This is a genomic window from Streptomyces sp. NPDC002309, assembly GCF_053593375.1.
On record NZ_JBSFCI010000008.1, the window covers coordinates 25,102 to 41,967 of the forward strand.

A 16,866-nucleotide genomic window follows, 5' to 3' on the forward strand; every position below is an offset into this window, starting at 1 on the left:
TCGTCACGCCCGGGGTGCCGTGAGGGGTGCGCAAAGGCGGCCCGGCGCTACTCCCCCACGGCCGCGAACGCCCCCCTGGCCATCCGGTGCAGCAGCTCCGCCGTGGCGCCGCGGCCCGGGAGCGAGCCGGGGCGGCCCAGGTGCGGGGTCGAGTTCAGCAGGCCGAAGACCGAGTGGACGGCGGAGCGCGCCGTCGGCTCGGCGAGTCCCGGGTAGACCTCGCGCACCACCTCCACCCACAGCTCGACGTACTGGCGCTGGAGCTGGCGGACCAGCTTGCGGTCGCTGTCGCGCAGCCGGTCCAGCTCGCGGTCGTGCAGCGTGATGAGGGGGCGGTCGTCGAGGGCGAAGTCGATATGGCCCTCGATGAGCGAGTCGAGGAGCGCCCCGGGGTCGCCGTCCGCCTCCGCCACCCGGCGCTTCCCGCCGGTCAGGAGCTGACCGCTGATCCCCACCAGCAGCTCGGCGAGCATCGCGTCCTTGCCCGGGAAGTGGCGGTAGAGCCCGGGACCGCTGATGCCGACCGCGGCGCCTATCTCGTCGACCCCGACGCCGTGGAAGCCGCGCTCGGCGAAGAGCCGCGCGGCCTCCTTGAGGATCTGCTCGCGGCGGGTCGGGGCGTCGGTTCGCGTGGCCATGCAAGCAATTCTAGACAGGGACGTTAGCGGTCGTTAACCTGAAGGGAAAATGCGTTAACGCTCATTAACAAGGTGAGGGGACCGCAAGGATGGACCAGGCACCGGAGCTGCACGGCGCGGCGGACCCCGCGTCGGAGGCCTGGCGGGTCAACGAGGCCGCGCACCTCGCGCTCGTGGAGGAGCTGCGCGGCAAGCTGGCCGCCGCCCGGCTCGGCGGGGGCGAGAAGGCGCGCGCCCGGCACACCGCGCGCGGCAAGCTGCTGCCGCGCGACCGGGTCGACACCCTGCTCGACCCCGGCTCGCCCTTCCTGGAGCTGGCGCCGCTCGCCGCCGACGGGATGTACGAAGGGCAGGCCCCGGCCGCCGGTGTCGTCGCCGGCATCGGGCGGGTGAGCGGCCGGGAGTGCGTCGTCGTCGCCAACGACGCCACCGTCAAGGGCGGGACGTACTACCCGATGACGGTGAAGAAGCACCTGCGCGCCCAGGAGGTGGCCCTGGAGAACCGGCTGCCCTGCCTGTACCTCGTGGACTCCGGCGGCGCCTTCCTGCCCCTGCAGGACGAGGTCTTCCCGGACCGCGATCACTTCGGCCGGATCTTCTACAACCAGGCCCGGATGTCCGCCGCGCGCATCCCCCAGATCGCCGCCGTCCTCGGCTCCTGCACGGCCGGCGGGGCGTACGTCCCGGCGATGAGCGACGAGGCCGTCATCGTCCGGAACCAGGGCACGATCTTCCTCGGCGGCCCCCCGCTGGTGAAGGCCGCCACCGGCGAGGTCGTCACCGCGGAGGAGCTCGGCGGCGGCGAGGTGCACTCGCGCGTCTCCGGCGTCACCGACCACCTCGCGGAGGACGACGCCCACGCCCTGCGGATCGTGCGGAACATCGTCGCCACCCTCCCCGCGCGCGGCCCGCTGCCCTGGGAGGTGAAGCCGGCGATCGAGCCCAAGGCCGACCCGTACGGGCTGTACGGAGCCGTGCCCGTCGACACCCGCACCCCCTACGACATCCGCGAGGTCATCGCGCGCGTGGTCGACGGTTCCCGGTTCGCCGAGTTCAAGGCCGAGTTCGGGCAGACCCTCGTCACCGGCTTCGCCCGGATCCACGGCCACCCGGTCGGCATCGTCGCCAACAACGGCATCCTCTTCTCGGAGTCCGCCCAGAAGGGCGCCCACTTCATCGAGCTGTGCGACCAGCGCGGCATCCCGCTGCTGTTCCTGCAGAACATCTCGGGGTTCATGGTCGGCAAGGACTACGAGGCCGGCGGCATCGCCAAGCACGGGGCCAAGATGGTCACCGCCGTCGCCACCACACGGGTCCCGAAGCTCACGGTCGTGGTCGGCGGATCGTACGGCGCGGGCAACTACTCGATGTGCGGCCGGGCGTACTCGCCGCGCTTCCTGTGGATGTGGCCCAACGCCAAGATCTCCGTCATGGGCGGCGAGCAGGCCGCCTCGGTCCTCGCCACCGTCAAGCGGGACCAGCTGGAGGGCCGCGGCGAGTCCTGGCCCGACGGGGACGAGGAGGCGTTCAAGGCGCCGATCCGCGCCCAGTACGACCGCCAGGGCAACGCCTACTACGCGACCGCCCGCCTCTGGGACGACGGGGTGATCGACCCCCTGGACACCCGCCAGGTGGTCGGCCTGGCCCTGACCGCCTGCGCCAACGCGCCCCTGGGTGACCCCCAGTTCGGCGTCTTCCGGATGTGAGGGGACCGATGTTCGACACCGTTCTTGTGGCCAACCGCGGCGAGATCGCGGTCCGGGTCATCCGTACGCTGCGCTCGCTGGGCGTCCGCTCGGTCGCCGTCTTCTCCGACGCCGACGCCGACGCCCGGCATGTGCGCGAGGCGGACACGGCGGTACGGATCGGGCCGGCGCCGGCCGTCGAGAGCTATCTGTCCGTGGAGCGCATCCTGGAGGCGGCGGCCACGGCGAAGGCCCAGGCCGTCCACCCGGGGTACGGCTTCCTCGCCGAGAACGCCGCCTTCGCGCGCGCCTGCGCCGACGCGGGGCTGGTGTTCATCGGGCCCCCGGCCGAGGCCATCGCCCTGATGGGCGACAAGATCCGCGCCAAGGAGACCGTCGCGGCGGCCGGCGTCCCGGTCGTCCCCGGCGGCCGCGACCCCGAACTCGCGCGGGCCGCGCGGGAGCTGGGCGCGCCCGTGCTGCTCAAGCCCTCCGCGGGCGGCGGCGGCAAGGGCATGCGCCTGGTGCACGACCTCGACCTGCTCGACGAGGAGATCGCCGCCGCCCGGCGCGAGGCCGCCGCCTCCTTCGGCGACGACACCCTCCTCGTGGAGCGGTGGATCGACCGGCCCCGCCACATCGAGATCCAGGTCCTGGCCGACGGCCACGGCGGCGTCGTCCACCTCGGCGAGCGCGAGTGCTCCCTGCAGCGGCGCCACCAGAAGGTCGTCGAGGAGGCGCCGAGCGTGCTCCTGGACGAGGCCACCCGCGCGGCGATGGGCGAGGCGGCCGTGCAGGCGGCCCGCTCCTGCGGGTACGTCGGCGCGGGCACGGTCGAGTTCATCGTCCCCGGCGGCGACCCGGCCGCGTACTGCTTCATGGAGATGAACACCCGCCTCCAGGTGGAGCACCCCGTCACCGAGCTGGTCACCGGGCTCGACCTGGTGGAGTGGCAGCTGCGGGTCGCGGCCGGCGAGTACCTCGCCTTCACCCAGGACGACGTGACCCTCACCGGGCACGCGATCGAGGCCCGCGTCTGCGCGGAGGACCCGACGCGGGGCTTTCTGCCCTCCGGCGGCACGGTGCTCCGGCTGAGCGAGCCGCAGGGCGACGGCGTACGCACCGACTCCGGCCTCAGCGAGGGCACGGAGGTCGGCAGCCTGTACGACCCGATGCTGTCGAAGGTCATCGCCTACGGCCCCGACCGCGCCACCGCCCTGCGCAAACTGCGCGGCGCCCTCGCCGGGACGGTCGTCCTGGGTGTGCCGACGAACGCCGGGTTCCTGCGGCGGCTGCTCGCCCATCCCGCGGTCGCCGAGGGCGACCTGGACACCGGGCTGGTCGAGCGGGAGGTGGGGGGCCTCGTGACGGACGAGGTGCCGGACGAGGTCTACGCCGCGGCGGCGCTGCTGCGCCACGGCGCGCTGTCCCCGGAGCCTGGCACCGGCTGGGTGGATCCGTTCTCCGTCCCGGGGGGCTGGCGTCTGGGCGGCGAACGGGCCTGGACGGCGCACCACCTGCGGGTGCCGGGGCACGACCCGGTGACCGTACGGCTGCGCGCGGCGGCGGACTGCGGGTTCGAGCTGCAGCTCGACGGCGCCAGCGTCCCGGTCCCGGTGTCCGCGGGCCCCGTCCCGACGGGCGGCGACTCCCGGTTCACGTTGCGGCTGGACGGCGTCGCCCACACCTTCGCCGCCCTGGCGGACGGCAGCTGGCTCGGCCGGGACGGCGATGCCTGGCAGGTGCGCGACCACGACCCGGTCGAGGCGTCCCTCTCCCGCACCGCCCACGCCGGCGCCGACTCGCTGACCGCGCCCATGCCGGGCACAGTGACCGTGGTGAAGGTCGCGGTGGGTGACGCGGTCGAGGCCGGTCAGAGCCTGCTGGTGGTGGAGGCGATGAAGATGGAGCACGTCATCTCCGCCCCGCACGCCGGGACGGTCGCCGAGCTGGACGTGGCTCCGGGCACGACCGTCGCCATGGACCAGATCCTCGCCGTCATCGCGCCGACCGAGGAGGAGCCGGCATGAGCACCACCGATCCCGCCCTCCCCATCAGCACCCCCGACCCCGCCCTCCCCATGGTCGTACCGGCCCCGGGCCTGCCCGCCCGGGTCCGGATCCACGAGGTCGGCCCCCGCGACGGCCTGCAGAACGAGAAGGCGCGGGTCCCCACGGAGGTCAAGGCGGAGTTCGTCCACCGGCTGGCCGACGCGGGTCTGACGACGATCGAGGCCACCAGCTTCGTCCACCCCGACTGGGTGCCCCAACTGGCCGATGCGGAGCAGCTGTTCCCGCTGGTGCGGGATGTGCCGGTGGCGCTGCCGGTGCTCGTGCCCAACGGCCGGGGGCTGGAGCGGGCGCTGGCCCTGGGCGCCACCCGGGTCGCCGTCTTCGCCAGCGCCACCGAGTCGTTCGCGAAGGCCAACCTCAACCGCACGGTCGACGAGGCGCTGGCCATGTTCGACCCGGTGGTGTCCCGGGCGAAGGCCGAGGGGTTGCACGTCCGGGGCTATCTGTCGATGTGCTTCGGCGACCCCTGGGAGGGCCCCGTCCCGGTGCACCAGGTCGTGCGCGTCTGCAAGGCCCTGCGCGACATGGGCTGCGCCGAACTGAGCCTCGGCGACACGATCGGCGTGGCCACCCCGGGGCACGTCACCGAGCTTCTCTCCGCGCTGAACGCCGAGCGGATCCCGACCCCCGCCCTCGGCGTGCACTTCCACGACACCTACGGCCAGGCACTGGCCAACACCCTCGCCGCGCTCCAGCACGGCGTCACGACGGTCGACGCCTCCGCGGGCGGCCTCGGCGGCTGCCCGTACGCCAGGAGCGCCACCGGCAACCTCGCCACCGAGGACCTCGTGTGGATGCTGCACGGCCTCGGCATCGACACCGGCATCGATCTCGGCCGTCTCACCGCCACCAGCGTGTGGATGGCCGGCCGACTGGGCCGACCCAGCCCGTCCCGCACCGTAAGAGCCCTCTCCCACCAGGAGCAGTGACCCACCATGGACCACCGCCTCAGCCCCGAGCTGGAAGAACTCCGCCGCACGGTGGAGGAGTTCGCGCACGAGGTCGTCGCTCCCAAGATCGGCGACTACTACGAGCGGCACGAGTTCCCCTACGAGATCGTCCGCGAGATGGGCCGGATGGGCCTGTTCGGGCTGCCGTTCCCGGAGGAGTACGGCGGGATGGGCGGCGACTACCTCGCCCTGGGCATCGCTCTGGAGGAACTGGCCCGCGTCGACTCCTCGGTGGCCATCACCCTGGAGGCGGGCGTCTCGCTGGGCGCCATGCCGCTCCATCTGTTCGGCACCGAGGAGCAGAAGCGTGAATGGCTGCCCCGGCTGTGCTCCGGCGAGATCCTCGGCGCCTTCGGCCTGACCGAGCCCGACGGCGGCTCGGACGCGGGCTCGACCCGCACGACGGCCCGGCTCGACGCGGAGGCCGGCGAGTGGGTGATCAACGGCACGAAGTGCTTCATCACCAACTCGGGCACGGACATCACCGGACTGGTGACCGTCACGGCGGTGACGGGCCGCAAGCCGGACGGCAGACCGCAGATCTCCGCGATCATCGTCCCGTCCGGCACTCCGGGCTTCACCGTGGCGCCCCAGTACTCCAAGGTCGGCTGGAACGCCTCCGACACCCGGGAGCTGTCCTTCGACGACGTCCGGGTCCCGGCGGCGAACCTGCTGGGCGAGGAGGGCCGCGGGTACGCCCAGTTCCTGCGCATCCTCGACGAGGGCCGGATCGCCATCGCGGCGCTCGGCACCGGCCTGGCGCAGGGCTGTGTGGACGAGTCGGTGAAGTACGCGAAGGAACGTCACGCCTTCGGCCGGCCGATCGGCGCCAACCAGGCCATCCAGTTCAAGGTGGCCGACATGGAGATGAAGGCCCACACGGCCCGTCTGGCGTGGCGGGACGCGGCGTCCCGACTGGTGGCCGGTGAGCCCTTCAAGAAGGAGGCGGCCCTGGCGAAGCTGTACTCCTCCACCGTCGCGGTGGACAACGCCCGCGACGCCACCCAGATCCACGGCGGGTACGGCTTCATGAACGAGTACCCGGTGGCCCGGATGTGGCGGGACTCGAAGATCCTGGAGATCGGCGAGGGCACCAGCGAGGTGCAGCGGATGCTGATCGCCCGCGAGTTGGGGCTCGTGGGCTGAGTCACCGGCCGCCCGGCCGACGTGCCTCGGCACCGGGTGGGGGACCCGGCCCCTGGACAAGATCTGAGGTTAGGCTAACCTATCTTCGATCTGTCCGGCGGGCCCCCCGCCCTGTGCGAAAGCAGCCATTTCCATGTCCAACGCCCGTGCCACCCACCTCACCCGTCGCGGAATCCTCGCCGCCGGCGGTGCCCTCGGCCTCGGCGCCGTGCTCGCGGCCTGCGGTGACGAAGACGCGAAGAGCGGCGGCTCGGACGCGAAGCCCTCCGCCAAGGCCTCCGGCCCCTGGACCTTCAAGGACGACCGCGGCGAGACCGTGAAGCTGGACAAGATCCCGGCCAACATCGTCGCCTTCGTCGGCATCGCCGCCGCTCTCCACGACTACGGCGTCGAGGTCAAGGGCGTCTTCGGCCCGACCGTCACCAAGGACGACAAGGCCGACGTCCAGGCGGGCGACATGGACGTCAGCAAGCTGACCGTCTTCGGCAACGTCTGGGACCAGTTCAACGTCGAGCAGTACGCCGCCTTCCAGCCGGACGTGCTGATCTCCACCACCTTCGACAGCGCGGGCACCCTCTGGTACGTCCCCGAGGCGTCCAAGGACAAGATCGCCAAGCTCGCCCCGAGCGCCGCGATCTCCGTCTACGACCGGCAGCTGACCGCGCCGCTCCAGCGCGTGTGGGAGCTCGCGGAGTCGCTCGGCGCGGACATGAAGGCCGACGCGGCCGTCAAGGCCAAGCAGGAGTTCGAGGCGGCCTCCGAGCGACTGCGCAAGGCCGCGAAGTCCCGGCCCGAGATCAAGGTGCTGGTCGGCTCAGCGAGCCAGGAGATCTTCTACGTCTCCGGCACCAACCTCTCCACCGACCTGGAGTACTTCAAGGCGCTCGGCGTGAACTTCGTCGAGCCGCCGGAGAAGGCCAAGGCCGCGGGCGGCGGCTGGTTCGAGAACCTGAGCTGGGAGAACGTCGACAAGTACCCGGCCGACATCATCATGATGGACGACCGTTCCGCGACGATCCAGCCGGCCGACATCACCGAGGGCACCTGGAAGAAGCTGCCCGCGGTGAAGGCGGGCCAGGTCATCGCGCGTTCGCCCGAGCCGATCCTGTCCTACGCGAAGTGCACGCCGCTGCTGACCTCGCTGGCCGAGGCCATCGAGAAGGCCAAGAAGGTCGCCTGAGAAAGAGCCGTCTGAGGTGCGGGACGACCGCGGGCCGGCTGCGACCGGTCGCGCGGTTCCCCGCGCCCCCAGGTCCCTTCCCTGACGTCGACTCAGGAGTCACCCCATGACGACGGCCGTAGCCGCCCCGTTCCGCTTCTTCGCCCTTCAGGTCGTGCGGACGAGGCGGCTCGGTCCGTCCCTCGTCCGGGTCACCTTCGCGGGAGACGACCTGCGGCACTTCTTCTCCGACGGCCACGACCAGTCGCTGTCGCTGTTCCTGCCCCACCCCGGACAGCCGGAGCCGGTCGTCCCGGTCGAACTCGGCGACGGCTGGTGGCAGGGCTGGCGGGAACTCCCGGACGACGTAAGGGCCGTGATGCGGTCCTACACCCTGCGGTCGCTGCGCCGGGACCCCGACGAGATCGACATCGACTTCGTCCTGCACACCCCGGCCGGGCCCGCCTCCCGGTGGGCCGCGCGGGCCGCCGCCGGCGACCGGGTGCTGCTGCTCGGACCGGCGGTCGCGGACAACCGGGCGATCCGGTTCCGCCCCCCGCGGGACACCGACCTGGTGGTCCTCTGGGGCGACGAGACCGCCCTGCCCGCCGTCTCGGCCATCCTGGAGTCACTCCCCGCCGGCCTGCGCGTGCGCGTCTGGCTGGAGGTGCACGACGCCGGGACCGTGCAGGACCTGGCGACCGGGTCGGACGCCGAGATCACCTGGCTGGTCCAGGGCGCACGAGGCGCCGAGGGCTCCCCCATGGCCCTCGACGCCCTGCGCGCCGCCCGGCTCCCGGCCGCCGAGCATCCGTACGTCTGGATCGCGGGCGAGTCCTCGTGCGTGAAGCGGTTGCGCCGGCACTTCGTGCACGAACGCGGCGTCGACCGCCGCCAGGTCACTTTCGTCGGCTACTGGCGACAGGGCCTGAGCGAGGAGCAGTTGCGCGAGGCGGGCGAGTAACTGCCGCCTTTCGGACGGCCGTTCACGGTGACGGCTGTCACGGCACGGGACTGCGTTTGACCAGAGATACTTAGGTTAGGCTAACCTAAGTCAATCGCGGCCTTCACTCGTCCCGCCCCGGACCGTCCCCACCGGAGGACCCCCACATGCGCTCGCACCTGCTCAATGACACGACCGCGGAGCAGTACCGCCGCTCCGTGACCGATGGAGTAGAGCGGGTGGCGGCGAAACTCGCCACCACCGACCGCCCGTTCACGGGCGTCACCGTCGACACCCTCTCCCCCCGCATCGAGCAGATCGACCTCGACCGGCCGCTGCACGACACCGCCGCGGTGCTGGACGAACTGGAGGAGGTGTACCTCCGCGACGCGGTCTACTTCCACCACCCCCGCTACCTCGCCCACCTCAACTGCCCGGTCGTCATACCGGCGGTGCTCGGCGAGGCGATCCTCTCCGCCGTCAACTCCTCCCTCGACACCTGGGACCAGTCGGCCGGCGGCACCCTGATCGAGCGCAAGCTCATCGACTGGACCACCGAGCGCATCGGCCTCGGCCCCGCGGCCGACGGGGTGTTCACCTCCGGCGGGAGCCAGTCCAACCTCCAGGCGCTGCTGCTGGCCCGCGAGGAGGCCAAGACCGACGAGCTCGCGAGACTGCGCGTCTTCACCTCCGAGGCCGGCCACTTCAGCGTCAAGAAGTCGGCGAAACTGCTCGGCCTCGGCCCCGACGCCGTCGTCGTGATCCCCACCGACCACGACAAGCGGATGCAGACCGTCGCCCTCGCGTACGAGCTGGAGCGGTGCAAGCAGGACGGCCTCGTCCCCATGGCCGTCGTCGCCACCTCCGGCACCACCGACTTCGGCTCGATCGACCCGCTCCCCGAGATCGCCGAGCTGTGCTCCCAGTACGGCACCTGGATGCACGTCGACGCCGCCTACGGCTGCGGACTGCTCACCTCGCTCAAGCGCCGGGCCCTGCTGGAAGGCATCGAGCGTGCCGACTCGGTCACCGTCGACTACCACAAGTCCTTCTTCCAGCCGGTGAGTTCGTCCGCCGTGCTGGTCCGGGACGCCGCCACCCTGCGGCACGCCACCTACCACGCGGAGTACCTCAACCCCCGCCGTATGGTGCAGGAACGTATCCCCAACCAGGTGGACAAGTCCCTCCAGACCACCCGCCGCTTCGACGCACTCAAGCTCTGGATGACCCTGCGCGTGATGGGCGCCGACGGCATCGGCCAGCTCTTCGACGAGGTGTGCGACCTCGCCCAGGAGGGCTGGAGGCTGCTCGCCGCCGACCCGCGCTACGACGTCGTGGTCGAGCCCTCCCTGTCCACGCTGGTCTTCCGCTACATCCCGGCCGCCGTCACCGACCCGGCCGAGATCGACCGCGCCAACCTCTACGCCCGCAAGGCCCTGTTCGCCTCCGGTGACGCCGTCGTCGCGGGCACCAAGGTCGGCAACCGCCACTATCTGAAGTTCACCCTGCTCAACCCCGAGACCAAGGCGTCCGACATCGCCGCCGTCCTCGACCTGATCGCCGGCCACGCCGAGCAGTACCTGGGAGAATCCCTTGACCGCGCTTCCTGACACCACGGACAAGACCTACGACTTCGTGGGGATCGGGCTCGGCCCGTTCAACCTCGGCCTCGCCTGCCTGACCGAGCCCATCGCCGAACTCGACGGCGTCTTCCTGGAGTCCAAGCCGGACTTCGAGTGGCACGCGGGGATGTTCCTGGACGGCGCCCACCTCCAGACGCCGTTCATGTCGGACCTGGTGACGCTGGCCGACCCGACCTCCCCGTACTCCTTCCTGAACTACCTCAAGGACCGGGGACGGCTGTACTCGTTCTACATCCGCGAGAACTTCTACCCGCTGCGCGTCGAGTACGACGACTACTGCCGCTGGGCCGCGAACCGGCTGAGCAGCGTCCGCTTCAGCACCACGGTCTCCGAGGTGACGTACGAGGACGAGCTGTACGTCGTGCGCACCACGGCCGGCGAGGTGTTCCGCGCCCGTCACCTGGTCCTCGGCACCGGCACCCCGCCCCACGTCCCGGACGCCTGCCAGGGCCTGGGCGGCGACCTCCTGCACAACTCCCGCTATGTGCAGCACAAGGCCGAGCTCCAGCGCAAGGAGTCGATCACGCTGGTCGGCAGCGGCCAGTCCGCCGCCGAGATCTACTACGACCTGCTCAGCGAGATCGACGTGCACGGCTACCAGCTGAACTGGGTGACGCGCTCCCCGCGGTTCTTCCCGCTGGAGTACACCAAGCTCACGCTGGAGATGACCTCGCCGGAGTACATCGACTACTTCCGCGAGCTGCCCGAGGCGACCCGCTACCGCCTGGCCACGGAGCAGAAGGGCCTGTTCAAGGGCATCGACGGCGATCTCATCAACGAGATCTTCGACCTGCTCTACCGGAAGAACCTCGGGGGGCCGATCCGCACCCGGCTGCTCACCAACTCCGCGCTCACCGGTGCCCGGTACGAGAACGGCACCTACACCCTGGGCTTCCGCCAGGAGGAGCAGGAGCGGGACTTCACGCTCGACACACAGGGCCTGGTGCTCGCCACCGGCTACAAGTACGTCGAGCCGGAGTTCCTGAAGCCGGTCCGCGACCGTCTGCGCTACGACTCCCAGGGCAACTTCGACGTCGCCCGCAACTACGCCGTCGACGTCACCGGCCGGGGGATCTTCCTCCAGAACGCCGGTGTCCACACCCACAGCATCACCTCGCCCGACCTGGGCATGGGCGCGTACCGGAACTCGTACATCATCCGCGAGCTGCTCGGCAGCGAGTACTACCCGGTCGAGAAGTCCATCGCGTTCCAGGAGTTCGCCGTATGAGCATCCAAACCCTGACCCTCCGCCCCCTCGACCCCTTGAGGGACGCCGAGCTGCTGCACGGCTGGGTCACCCATCCCAAGGCGGCCTTCTGGATGATGCAGGACGCGCGGCTCCAGGACGTCGAGCGCGAGTACATGCGGATCGCGGCCCACGAGCACCACCACGCCCACATCGGCCTGCACGACGGCGTACCGGCCTTCCTGATGGAGAGCTACGACCCCCGCCACGTCGAGCTGGTCGGCCTGTACGAGCCCGAGCCCGGCGACGTCGGCATGCACTTCCTGGTCGCCCCCACCGACCGGCCCGTGCACGGCTTCACCAGGGCGGTCATCACCGCCGTGATGGAGGAGTTGTTCTCCGACCCGGCCACCCGGCGGGTCGTGGTCGAGCCCGACGTGAGCAACAAGGCGGTGCACGCGCTCAACGAGGCGGTGGGATTCGTGCCCGCACGAGAGATCGACAAGCCGGAGAAACGCGCGCTGCTGAGCTTCTGCACGCGTGAGCAGTTCATGGCCGCCCGAGGAGTAGCCGTATGACCCCGTCCGACGCCGTGGCGCACCTCTCCCCCGACCGCTGGGCGCTTGCCAACCGCCTGCTGATCCGCAAGGCCCTCGCCGAGTTCAGCCACGAGCGGCTCCTGTCACCGCAGTCCACCGGCGACGGCGGCTATGTCGTCCGCAGCGACGACGGTCTGACCCGGTACACCTTCACGGCGGTGCTCCGGTCCCTGGACCACTGGCAGATCGACGCGGACTCCCTCGCCCGGCACCGCGACGGCGCCGAGCTGCCGCTCGCCGCGCTGGACTTCTTCGTCGAGTTCCGGCAGGCGCTCGGTCTGAGCGACGAGATCCTCCCGGTCTACCTGGAGGAGATCTCCTCGACCCTCGCCGGCACCTGCTACAAGCTCACCAAGCCGCAGATCCCGGTCGGCGAACTGGTGGGCGCCGGGTTCCAGGCCATCGAGACGGGCATGACCGAGGGCCACCCCTGCTTCGTCGCCAACAACGGCCGGCTCGGCTTCGGGGTCCACGAGTACCTCGCGTACGCCCCCGAGACCGCGAGCCCGGTCCGGCTGGTGTGGCTGGCCGCGCACCGCTCGCGCGCCGCCTTCACGGCCGGCGCCGGCATCGAGTACAAGGCCTTCCTGCGGGACGAGCTGGGCGCGGAGACGGTCGAGGGGTTCGACCGGCAGCTCACCGACCTGGGCCTGGACCCCGCCGACTACCTCCTGATCCCCGTCCACCCCTGGCAGTGGTGGAACAAGCTCAGCGTCACCTTCGCCGCCGAGGTCGCCCAGCGGCACCTCGTCTGCCTCGGCGAGGGCGACGACGAGTATCTGGCCCAGCAGTCCATCCGTACCTTCTTCAACACCAGCCACCCCGCGAAGCACTACGTGAAGACGGCCCTGTCCGTCCTCAACATGGGCTTCATGCGCGGGCTGTCGGCGGCCTACATGGAGGCCACCCCGGCGATCAACGACTGGCTCGCCCAGCTGATCGAGGGCGACCCGGTGCTGAGGTCGACGGGCCTGTCGATCATCCGTGAGCGCGCGGCCGTCGGCTACCGGCACCTGGAGTACGAGCGGGCGACGGACCGCTACTCGCCGTACCGCAAGATGCTGGCCGCGCTGTGGCGCGAGAGCCCGGTGGACTCGCTCCGGCAGGGCGAGTCGCTCGCCACGATGGCCTCGCTGCTGCACGTCGACCACGAGGGCCGGGGCTTCGCGGCCGCGCTGATCGAGCAGTCGGGTCTCACCCCCGGCGAGTGGCTGCGGGGCTACCTGCGGGCGTACTTCACGCCGCTGCTGCACAGCTTCTACGCCTACGACCTGGTGTACATGCCGCACGGCGAGAACGTCATCCTGGTCCTGAAGGACGGCGTCGTCGAGCGCGCGATCTACAAGGACATCGCCGAGGAGATCGCCGTCATGGACCCGGACGCGGTGCTGCCGCCGGCGGTGGAGCGGGTGCGCGTCGACGTCCCCGAGGACACGAAGCTCCTGTCGGTCTTCACGGACGTCTTCGACTGCTTCTTCCGCTTCCTCGCCGCGAACCTCGCCGACGAGGGCGTCCTGGACGAGGACGGCTTCTGGCGCACGGTCGCCGAGGTCACCCGTGAGTACCAGGAGTCGATGCCCGGACTCGCCGACAAGTTCCGGCGGTACGACATGTTCGCCCCGAGCTTCGCGCTGTCCTGCCTGAACCGGCTCCAGCTGCGCGACAACCGGCAGATGGTGGACCTGTCCGACCCGGCGGGCGCCCTCCAGCTGATCGGCGACCTGAAGAACCCGATCGCGGGGTTCTGACCCCAGGAACGGACGGGCACCCCGGAGTACGGTCCTCCGGGGTGCCCGTCGTCACGTCACGCCGGGTGGAGCAACGCACCTCGGGGGCGCGGGACTGTCCCGGTATGCGGCTCCGCCGCGGGGCGCGAACACGCCCCACCGGCCCGAAGACGCATTACCACGCCTACTGCGAAGGCCACGGCACCTGCGGCGATCTGTAGTAGTCGATCCCCAGCGCGTCCCACCGAGGCCCCTGCCCCGCGAGCCGCTGCCGGTAGCCCTCCCAGCCGTGGGTGGACCGGGGCGACCAGCCGAGCTCGGCGACGCCCGGCAGCCTCGGGAAGGCCATGTACTCGATGTGGCGGGAGTTCTCCAGGGTCTCCGACCACAGCGGCGCCTCGACGCCCCTGATCGCGGACGCGGGCGCTCCCGGCAGATAGGCGTCCGGGTCCCAGTCGTAGGACCGCCGCACCTCGACGTATCCGGCCCAGGACAGCCCGAGCGGGGTCCCGGCGTCGTACTTCATGTCGAGGTAGAGCCGGTCGGCCGGTGACAGGACGAGTCCGGTGCCGTTCCGCGCGGCGGCCGCGACCCGCTCCTTCTCCGCGGCGCCCGTTGTGTCCAGGCCCCAGTACTGCGCGAGGGCTCCCTCGGCCGGACGCGCCCCGGTCAGCTGGTGCCAGCCGACGACCTTCTTGCCGTACTCGGCGACGACCGGCTGCACCCGGTCCATGAACTTCACGTAGTCCTCGTGGCTGGTGGAGTGCGCCTCGTCACCCCCGATGTGCAGATAGCGGCCCGGGGTGAGCGCCGCGAGCTCCCGCACCACGTCCTCGACGAAGTCGTACGTGATCTCCTTCGGCACGCACAGCGAGCTGAAGCCGACCGCGGTGCCGGTGTAGAGCGGGGGCGCGACACCGTCGCAGTTCAGCTCGGCGTAGGAGGCGAGGGCCGCGTTGGTGTGGCCGGGCATGTCGATCTCGGGGACGACCTCCAGGTGGCGGGAGGCCGCGTAGCGGACGATCTCCCTGTAGTCGGCCTTGGTGTAGTGGCCGCCGGGACCGCCGCCGACCTCGGTGGAGCCGCCGTACGTCGTGAGCCGCGGCCAGGAGTCGATGGCGATGCGCCAGCCCTGGTCGTCGCTGAGGTGCAGGTGCAGCTTGTTGAACTTGTAGAGCGCCAGCTGGTCGATGTAGCGCTTGACCTCACCGACGTCGAAGAAGTGCCGGGACACGTCGAGCATCGCGCCGCGCCAGCCGTAGCGCGGGGTGTCCCTGATGGTGCCGCCCGCGACGATCCAGGGGCCGGGCTGCACGGAGTCGCGTTCGACGGCGGCCGGGAGGAGCTGGCGCAGGGTCTGGACGCCGTGGAGGAGGCCCGCGGCACGGGCGGCGGTGATGGTGACACCGCCACGGCCGCTGTCCAGGCGGTAGCCCTCGTCGCCGTAGGGGCCCTTGGCGAGCCGCAGCCGGATGCCTCCGTCTCCGCGGGTGGTGACGGGGAGCCGGTAGCCGGTCGAGGGGCGCAGCACGTCCGCGAGGTAGCCGCCGACGCCGCGGGCCTCGGCGGAGTCGTCGACGCGGATACGGGTGCGCTCGGTGATGCGGTACGGGGATCCGCCCGGGTCGACGGAGGCCGGCGCCGGAATCACGTCACCGAGTGCGGTCGGAGTGCCGGAGCCGGCACCGGAGCCGGGCGCCGCCGCGGTGAGGGACGTGCCGACCGCGGTGACGAACAGCAGGGAAGCCAGTAGGCGAGGCGCTCGACGGCGCGGTGTGCGGTGCTGTCTCACAAACGTCCCTTCCTGGAGCTCCAACAGGTATGGACCACTCTCTCGCGGGACCGGTGGAACAATCCCCCGCATGGCGGAAATCATCCAGAAGGACGGTACGTGGGTCTTCGACGGCGACGCCCTGCGCCTGACTCCCGGGCGGGACAAGAACGTCAGTCCGCTGCGCCGGGCGCTGGGTGAACTGGTCGTGCCGCTGGGGGCGTTGGCGGGCATCTCCTTCGAGCAGGGCCGCAGGTCGGGGCAGCTGAGGCTGCGGTTGCGGGAGGGCGCCTGCCCGCTGCTGCACGCCACCGCCGGCCGGCTCGGTGAATCCCACGACCCCTACCGGCTGACCGTCGAGTCCGACCGCCACGGCGTCGCCGAGTACCTGGCGGACGAGGTGCGCCGGGCGCTGCTGCTGGACCAGGTGCCCTCGGACCCGGTGTCGTCGTATCTGCTGCCCGGCCCCTCCGTGCCGTTGTCGGCGGCCGCCGGGGACGGCACCGCGAGCTTCGACGGCGAGCACGTGCGCCTGGAGTGGAACTGGAAGACGGAGGACGCCAAGGCCGCCGCCGGCCCGCGCACGCTGGCCGTCGCCGACATCACGGCCGTCCAGTGGCATCCGGCGGCCGGTCTGGAGAACGGCTACCTGCGCTTCACCGTGAGGAACGCCCCCACCAAGGCGCCGCCCAAGTACGACCCCGACTCGGTCGAGCTGTGGGGCTTCAAGAAGGACCCCCTGATGGCCCTGATCGCCGCCGCCGTCCAGGCCCGCCTCCCGCACCCGGCCGCCCCGGCCCCGGCCGCCGCCCTGACCGCCCCCGCCCCCGCGCCGGAGCCGGAGCCCGCCGCGCCCGCCCGGGAGGACGACCACGACGCCCTGCTGCGGCGCCTGCGCGAACTCGGCGAACTGCACCGCACCGGGGTGCTGACCGACGAGGAGTTCGCGCTGGCCAAGCAGGCGATCCTGAAGCGGATGTGACCCCGCCCGGCCGATCGACCGAGGGGAACCCCCCGCACCCCTGCCCGAAATCGGGCAAGATTGTTGCGAAAGCGTCGCCGGTACCCCAGGATCTAGCGGGTGCACGACGAACTCGTTGATCATCTGACACGCTCCACACCCCTCAACCGGGGTGAGGCGCTACGCGTGATCCAGGACGTGCTCGCCTACTTCGACGAGACGACCGAGGAGTTCGTCCGTCGCCGCCACCGCGAGCTCCAGGCCCAGGGCCTGGTCAACGCGACGATCTTCGAACAGATCACGGCGGACCTGACCTACCGGGCGGTGGCACCGCCGGAGCTCACCCTCCGGCAGCTGCGCCGCATCGTCTACGGCTGAGGAATACA

General features: G+C 71.2%; 14 protein-coding genes. 12 read left to right on the top strand and 2 right to left on the bottom strand.

From position 1 onward, the window contains the following. Positions 1-47: 47 nt before the first annotated feature. Complete coding sequence (locus tag ACWCPM_RS09130) at positions 48-638, bottom strand: SACE_7040 family transcriptional regulator (RefSeq protein ID WP_450975484.1); 591 nt, start codon at positions 636-638, stop codon at positions 48-50. 89 nt (positions 639-727) lie between these two features. On the opposite strand from ACWCPM_RS09130, the gene ACWCPM_RS09135 reads away from it, so the two are divergent. From ACWCPM_RS09135 to ACWCPM_RS09180, 10 genes are all read left to right on the top strand, one after another. Beyond that, positions 728-2,344: a carboxyl transferase domain-containing protein gene (locus ACWCPM_RS09135; RefSeq protein WP_450975485.1), complete on the top strand. Its 1,617-nt coding sequence runs from the start codon at positions 728-730 to the stop codon at positions 2,342-2,344. 8 nt (positions 2,345-2,352) lie between these two features. Continuing rightward, positions 2,353-4,353 carry an ATP-binding protein gene (locus ACWCPM_RS09140; RefSeq protein WP_450975486.1) on the top strand — a complete coding sequence of 667 codons (2,001 nt, stop codon included), beginning with the start codon at positions 2,353-2,355 and terminating at the stop codon, positions 4,351-4,353. Further along, positions 4,350-5,324, top strand: a complete 975-nt coding sequence (locus tag ACWCPM_RS09145; protein WP_450975487.1) for a hydroxymethylglutaryl-CoA lyase — start codon at positions 4,350-4,352, stop codon at positions 5,322-5,324. Before ACWCPM_RS09140 ends, ACWCPM_RS09145 begins: the two co-directional genes overlap by 4 nt. 6 nt (positions 5,325-5,330) lie before the next feature. Beyond that, a complete protein-coding gene (locus ACWCPM_RS09150; protein ID WP_450975488.1) occupies positions 5,331-6,491 on the top strand; it encodes an acyl-CoA dehydrogenase family protein in 1,161 nt (386 codons plus the stop codon). A 133-nt stretch (positions 6,492-6,624) separates the two neighbouring features. Then, positions 6,625-7,671 (top strand): ABC transporter substrate-binding protein, encoded by a 1,047-nt coding sequence (locus ACWCPM_RS09155; protein ID WP_450975489.1) that lies wholly within the window; start codon positions 6,625-6,627, stop codon positions 7,669-7,671. A gap of 106 nt (positions 7,672-7,777) precedes the next feature. Next, complete coding sequence (locus ACWCPM_RS09160; protein WP_450975490.1) at positions 7,778-8,614, top strand: siderophore-interacting protein; 837 nt, start codon at positions 7,778-7,780, stop codon at positions 8,612-8,614. 146 nt (positions 8,615-8,760) lie between these two features. Next, positions 8,761-10,203 carry a lysine decarboxylase DesA gene (gene desA, locus ACWCPM_RS09165; RefSeq protein ID WP_450975491.1) on the top strand — a complete coding sequence of 481 codons (1,443 nt, stop codon included), beginning with the start codon at positions 8,761-8,763 and terminating at the stop codon, positions 10,201-10,203. Beyond that, a complete protein-coding gene (locus ACWCPM_RS09170) occupies positions 10,187-11,464 on the top strand; it encodes a lysine N(6)-hydroxylase/L-ornithine N(5)-oxygenase family protein (RefSeq protein ID WP_450975492.1) in 1,278 nt (425 codons plus the stop codon). The genes desA and ACWCPM_RS09170 overlap by 17 nt, the downstream gene beginning before the upstream one ends. Next, complete coding sequence (locus ACWCPM_RS09175) at positions 11,461-12,000, top strand: GNAT family N-acetyltransferase (protein ID WP_450975493.1); 540 nt, start codon at positions 11,461-11,463, stop codon at positions 11,998-12,000. The genes ACWCPM_RS09170 and ACWCPM_RS09175 overlap by 4 nt, the downstream gene beginning before the upstream one ends. Then, complete coding sequence (locus tag ACWCPM_RS09180) at positions 11,997-13,769, top strand: IucA/IucC family protein (RefSeq protein WP_450975494.1); 1,773 nt, start codon at positions 11,997-11,999, stop codon at positions 13,767-13,769. Before ACWCPM_RS09175 ends, ACWCPM_RS09180 begins: the two co-directional genes overlap by 4 nt. A 163-nt stretch (positions 13,770-13,932) precedes the next feature. Here ACWCPM_RS09180 and ACWCPM_RS09185 read toward each other — a convergent pair whose 3' ends face one another. Then, positions 13,933-15,612, bottom strand: a complete 1,680-nt coding sequence (locus tag ACWCPM_RS09185) for a beta-N-acetylhexosaminidase (protein WP_450975495.1) — start codon at positions 15,610-15,612, stop codon at positions 13,933-13,935. On the opposite strand from ACWCPM_RS09185, the gene ACWCPM_RS09190 reads away from it, so the two are divergent. Then, the gene (locus tag ACWCPM_RS09190) at positions 15,611-16,501 is read left to right on the top strand and encodes a DUF4429 domain-containing protein (RefSeq protein ID WP_450975496.1); all 891 of its coding nucleotides are present in this window, start codon (positions 15,611-15,613) and stop codon (positions 16,499-16,501) included. The genes ACWCPM_RS09185 and ACWCPM_RS09190 overlap by 2 nt on opposite strands. 99 nt (positions 16,502-16,600) lie before the next feature. Further along, entirely contained in the window at positions 16,601-16,858 is a 258-nt protein-coding gene (locus tag ACWCPM_RS09195) for a hypothetical protein (protein WP_450975497.1), read from the top strand. Positions 16,859-16,866: the final 8 nt, after the last annotated feature.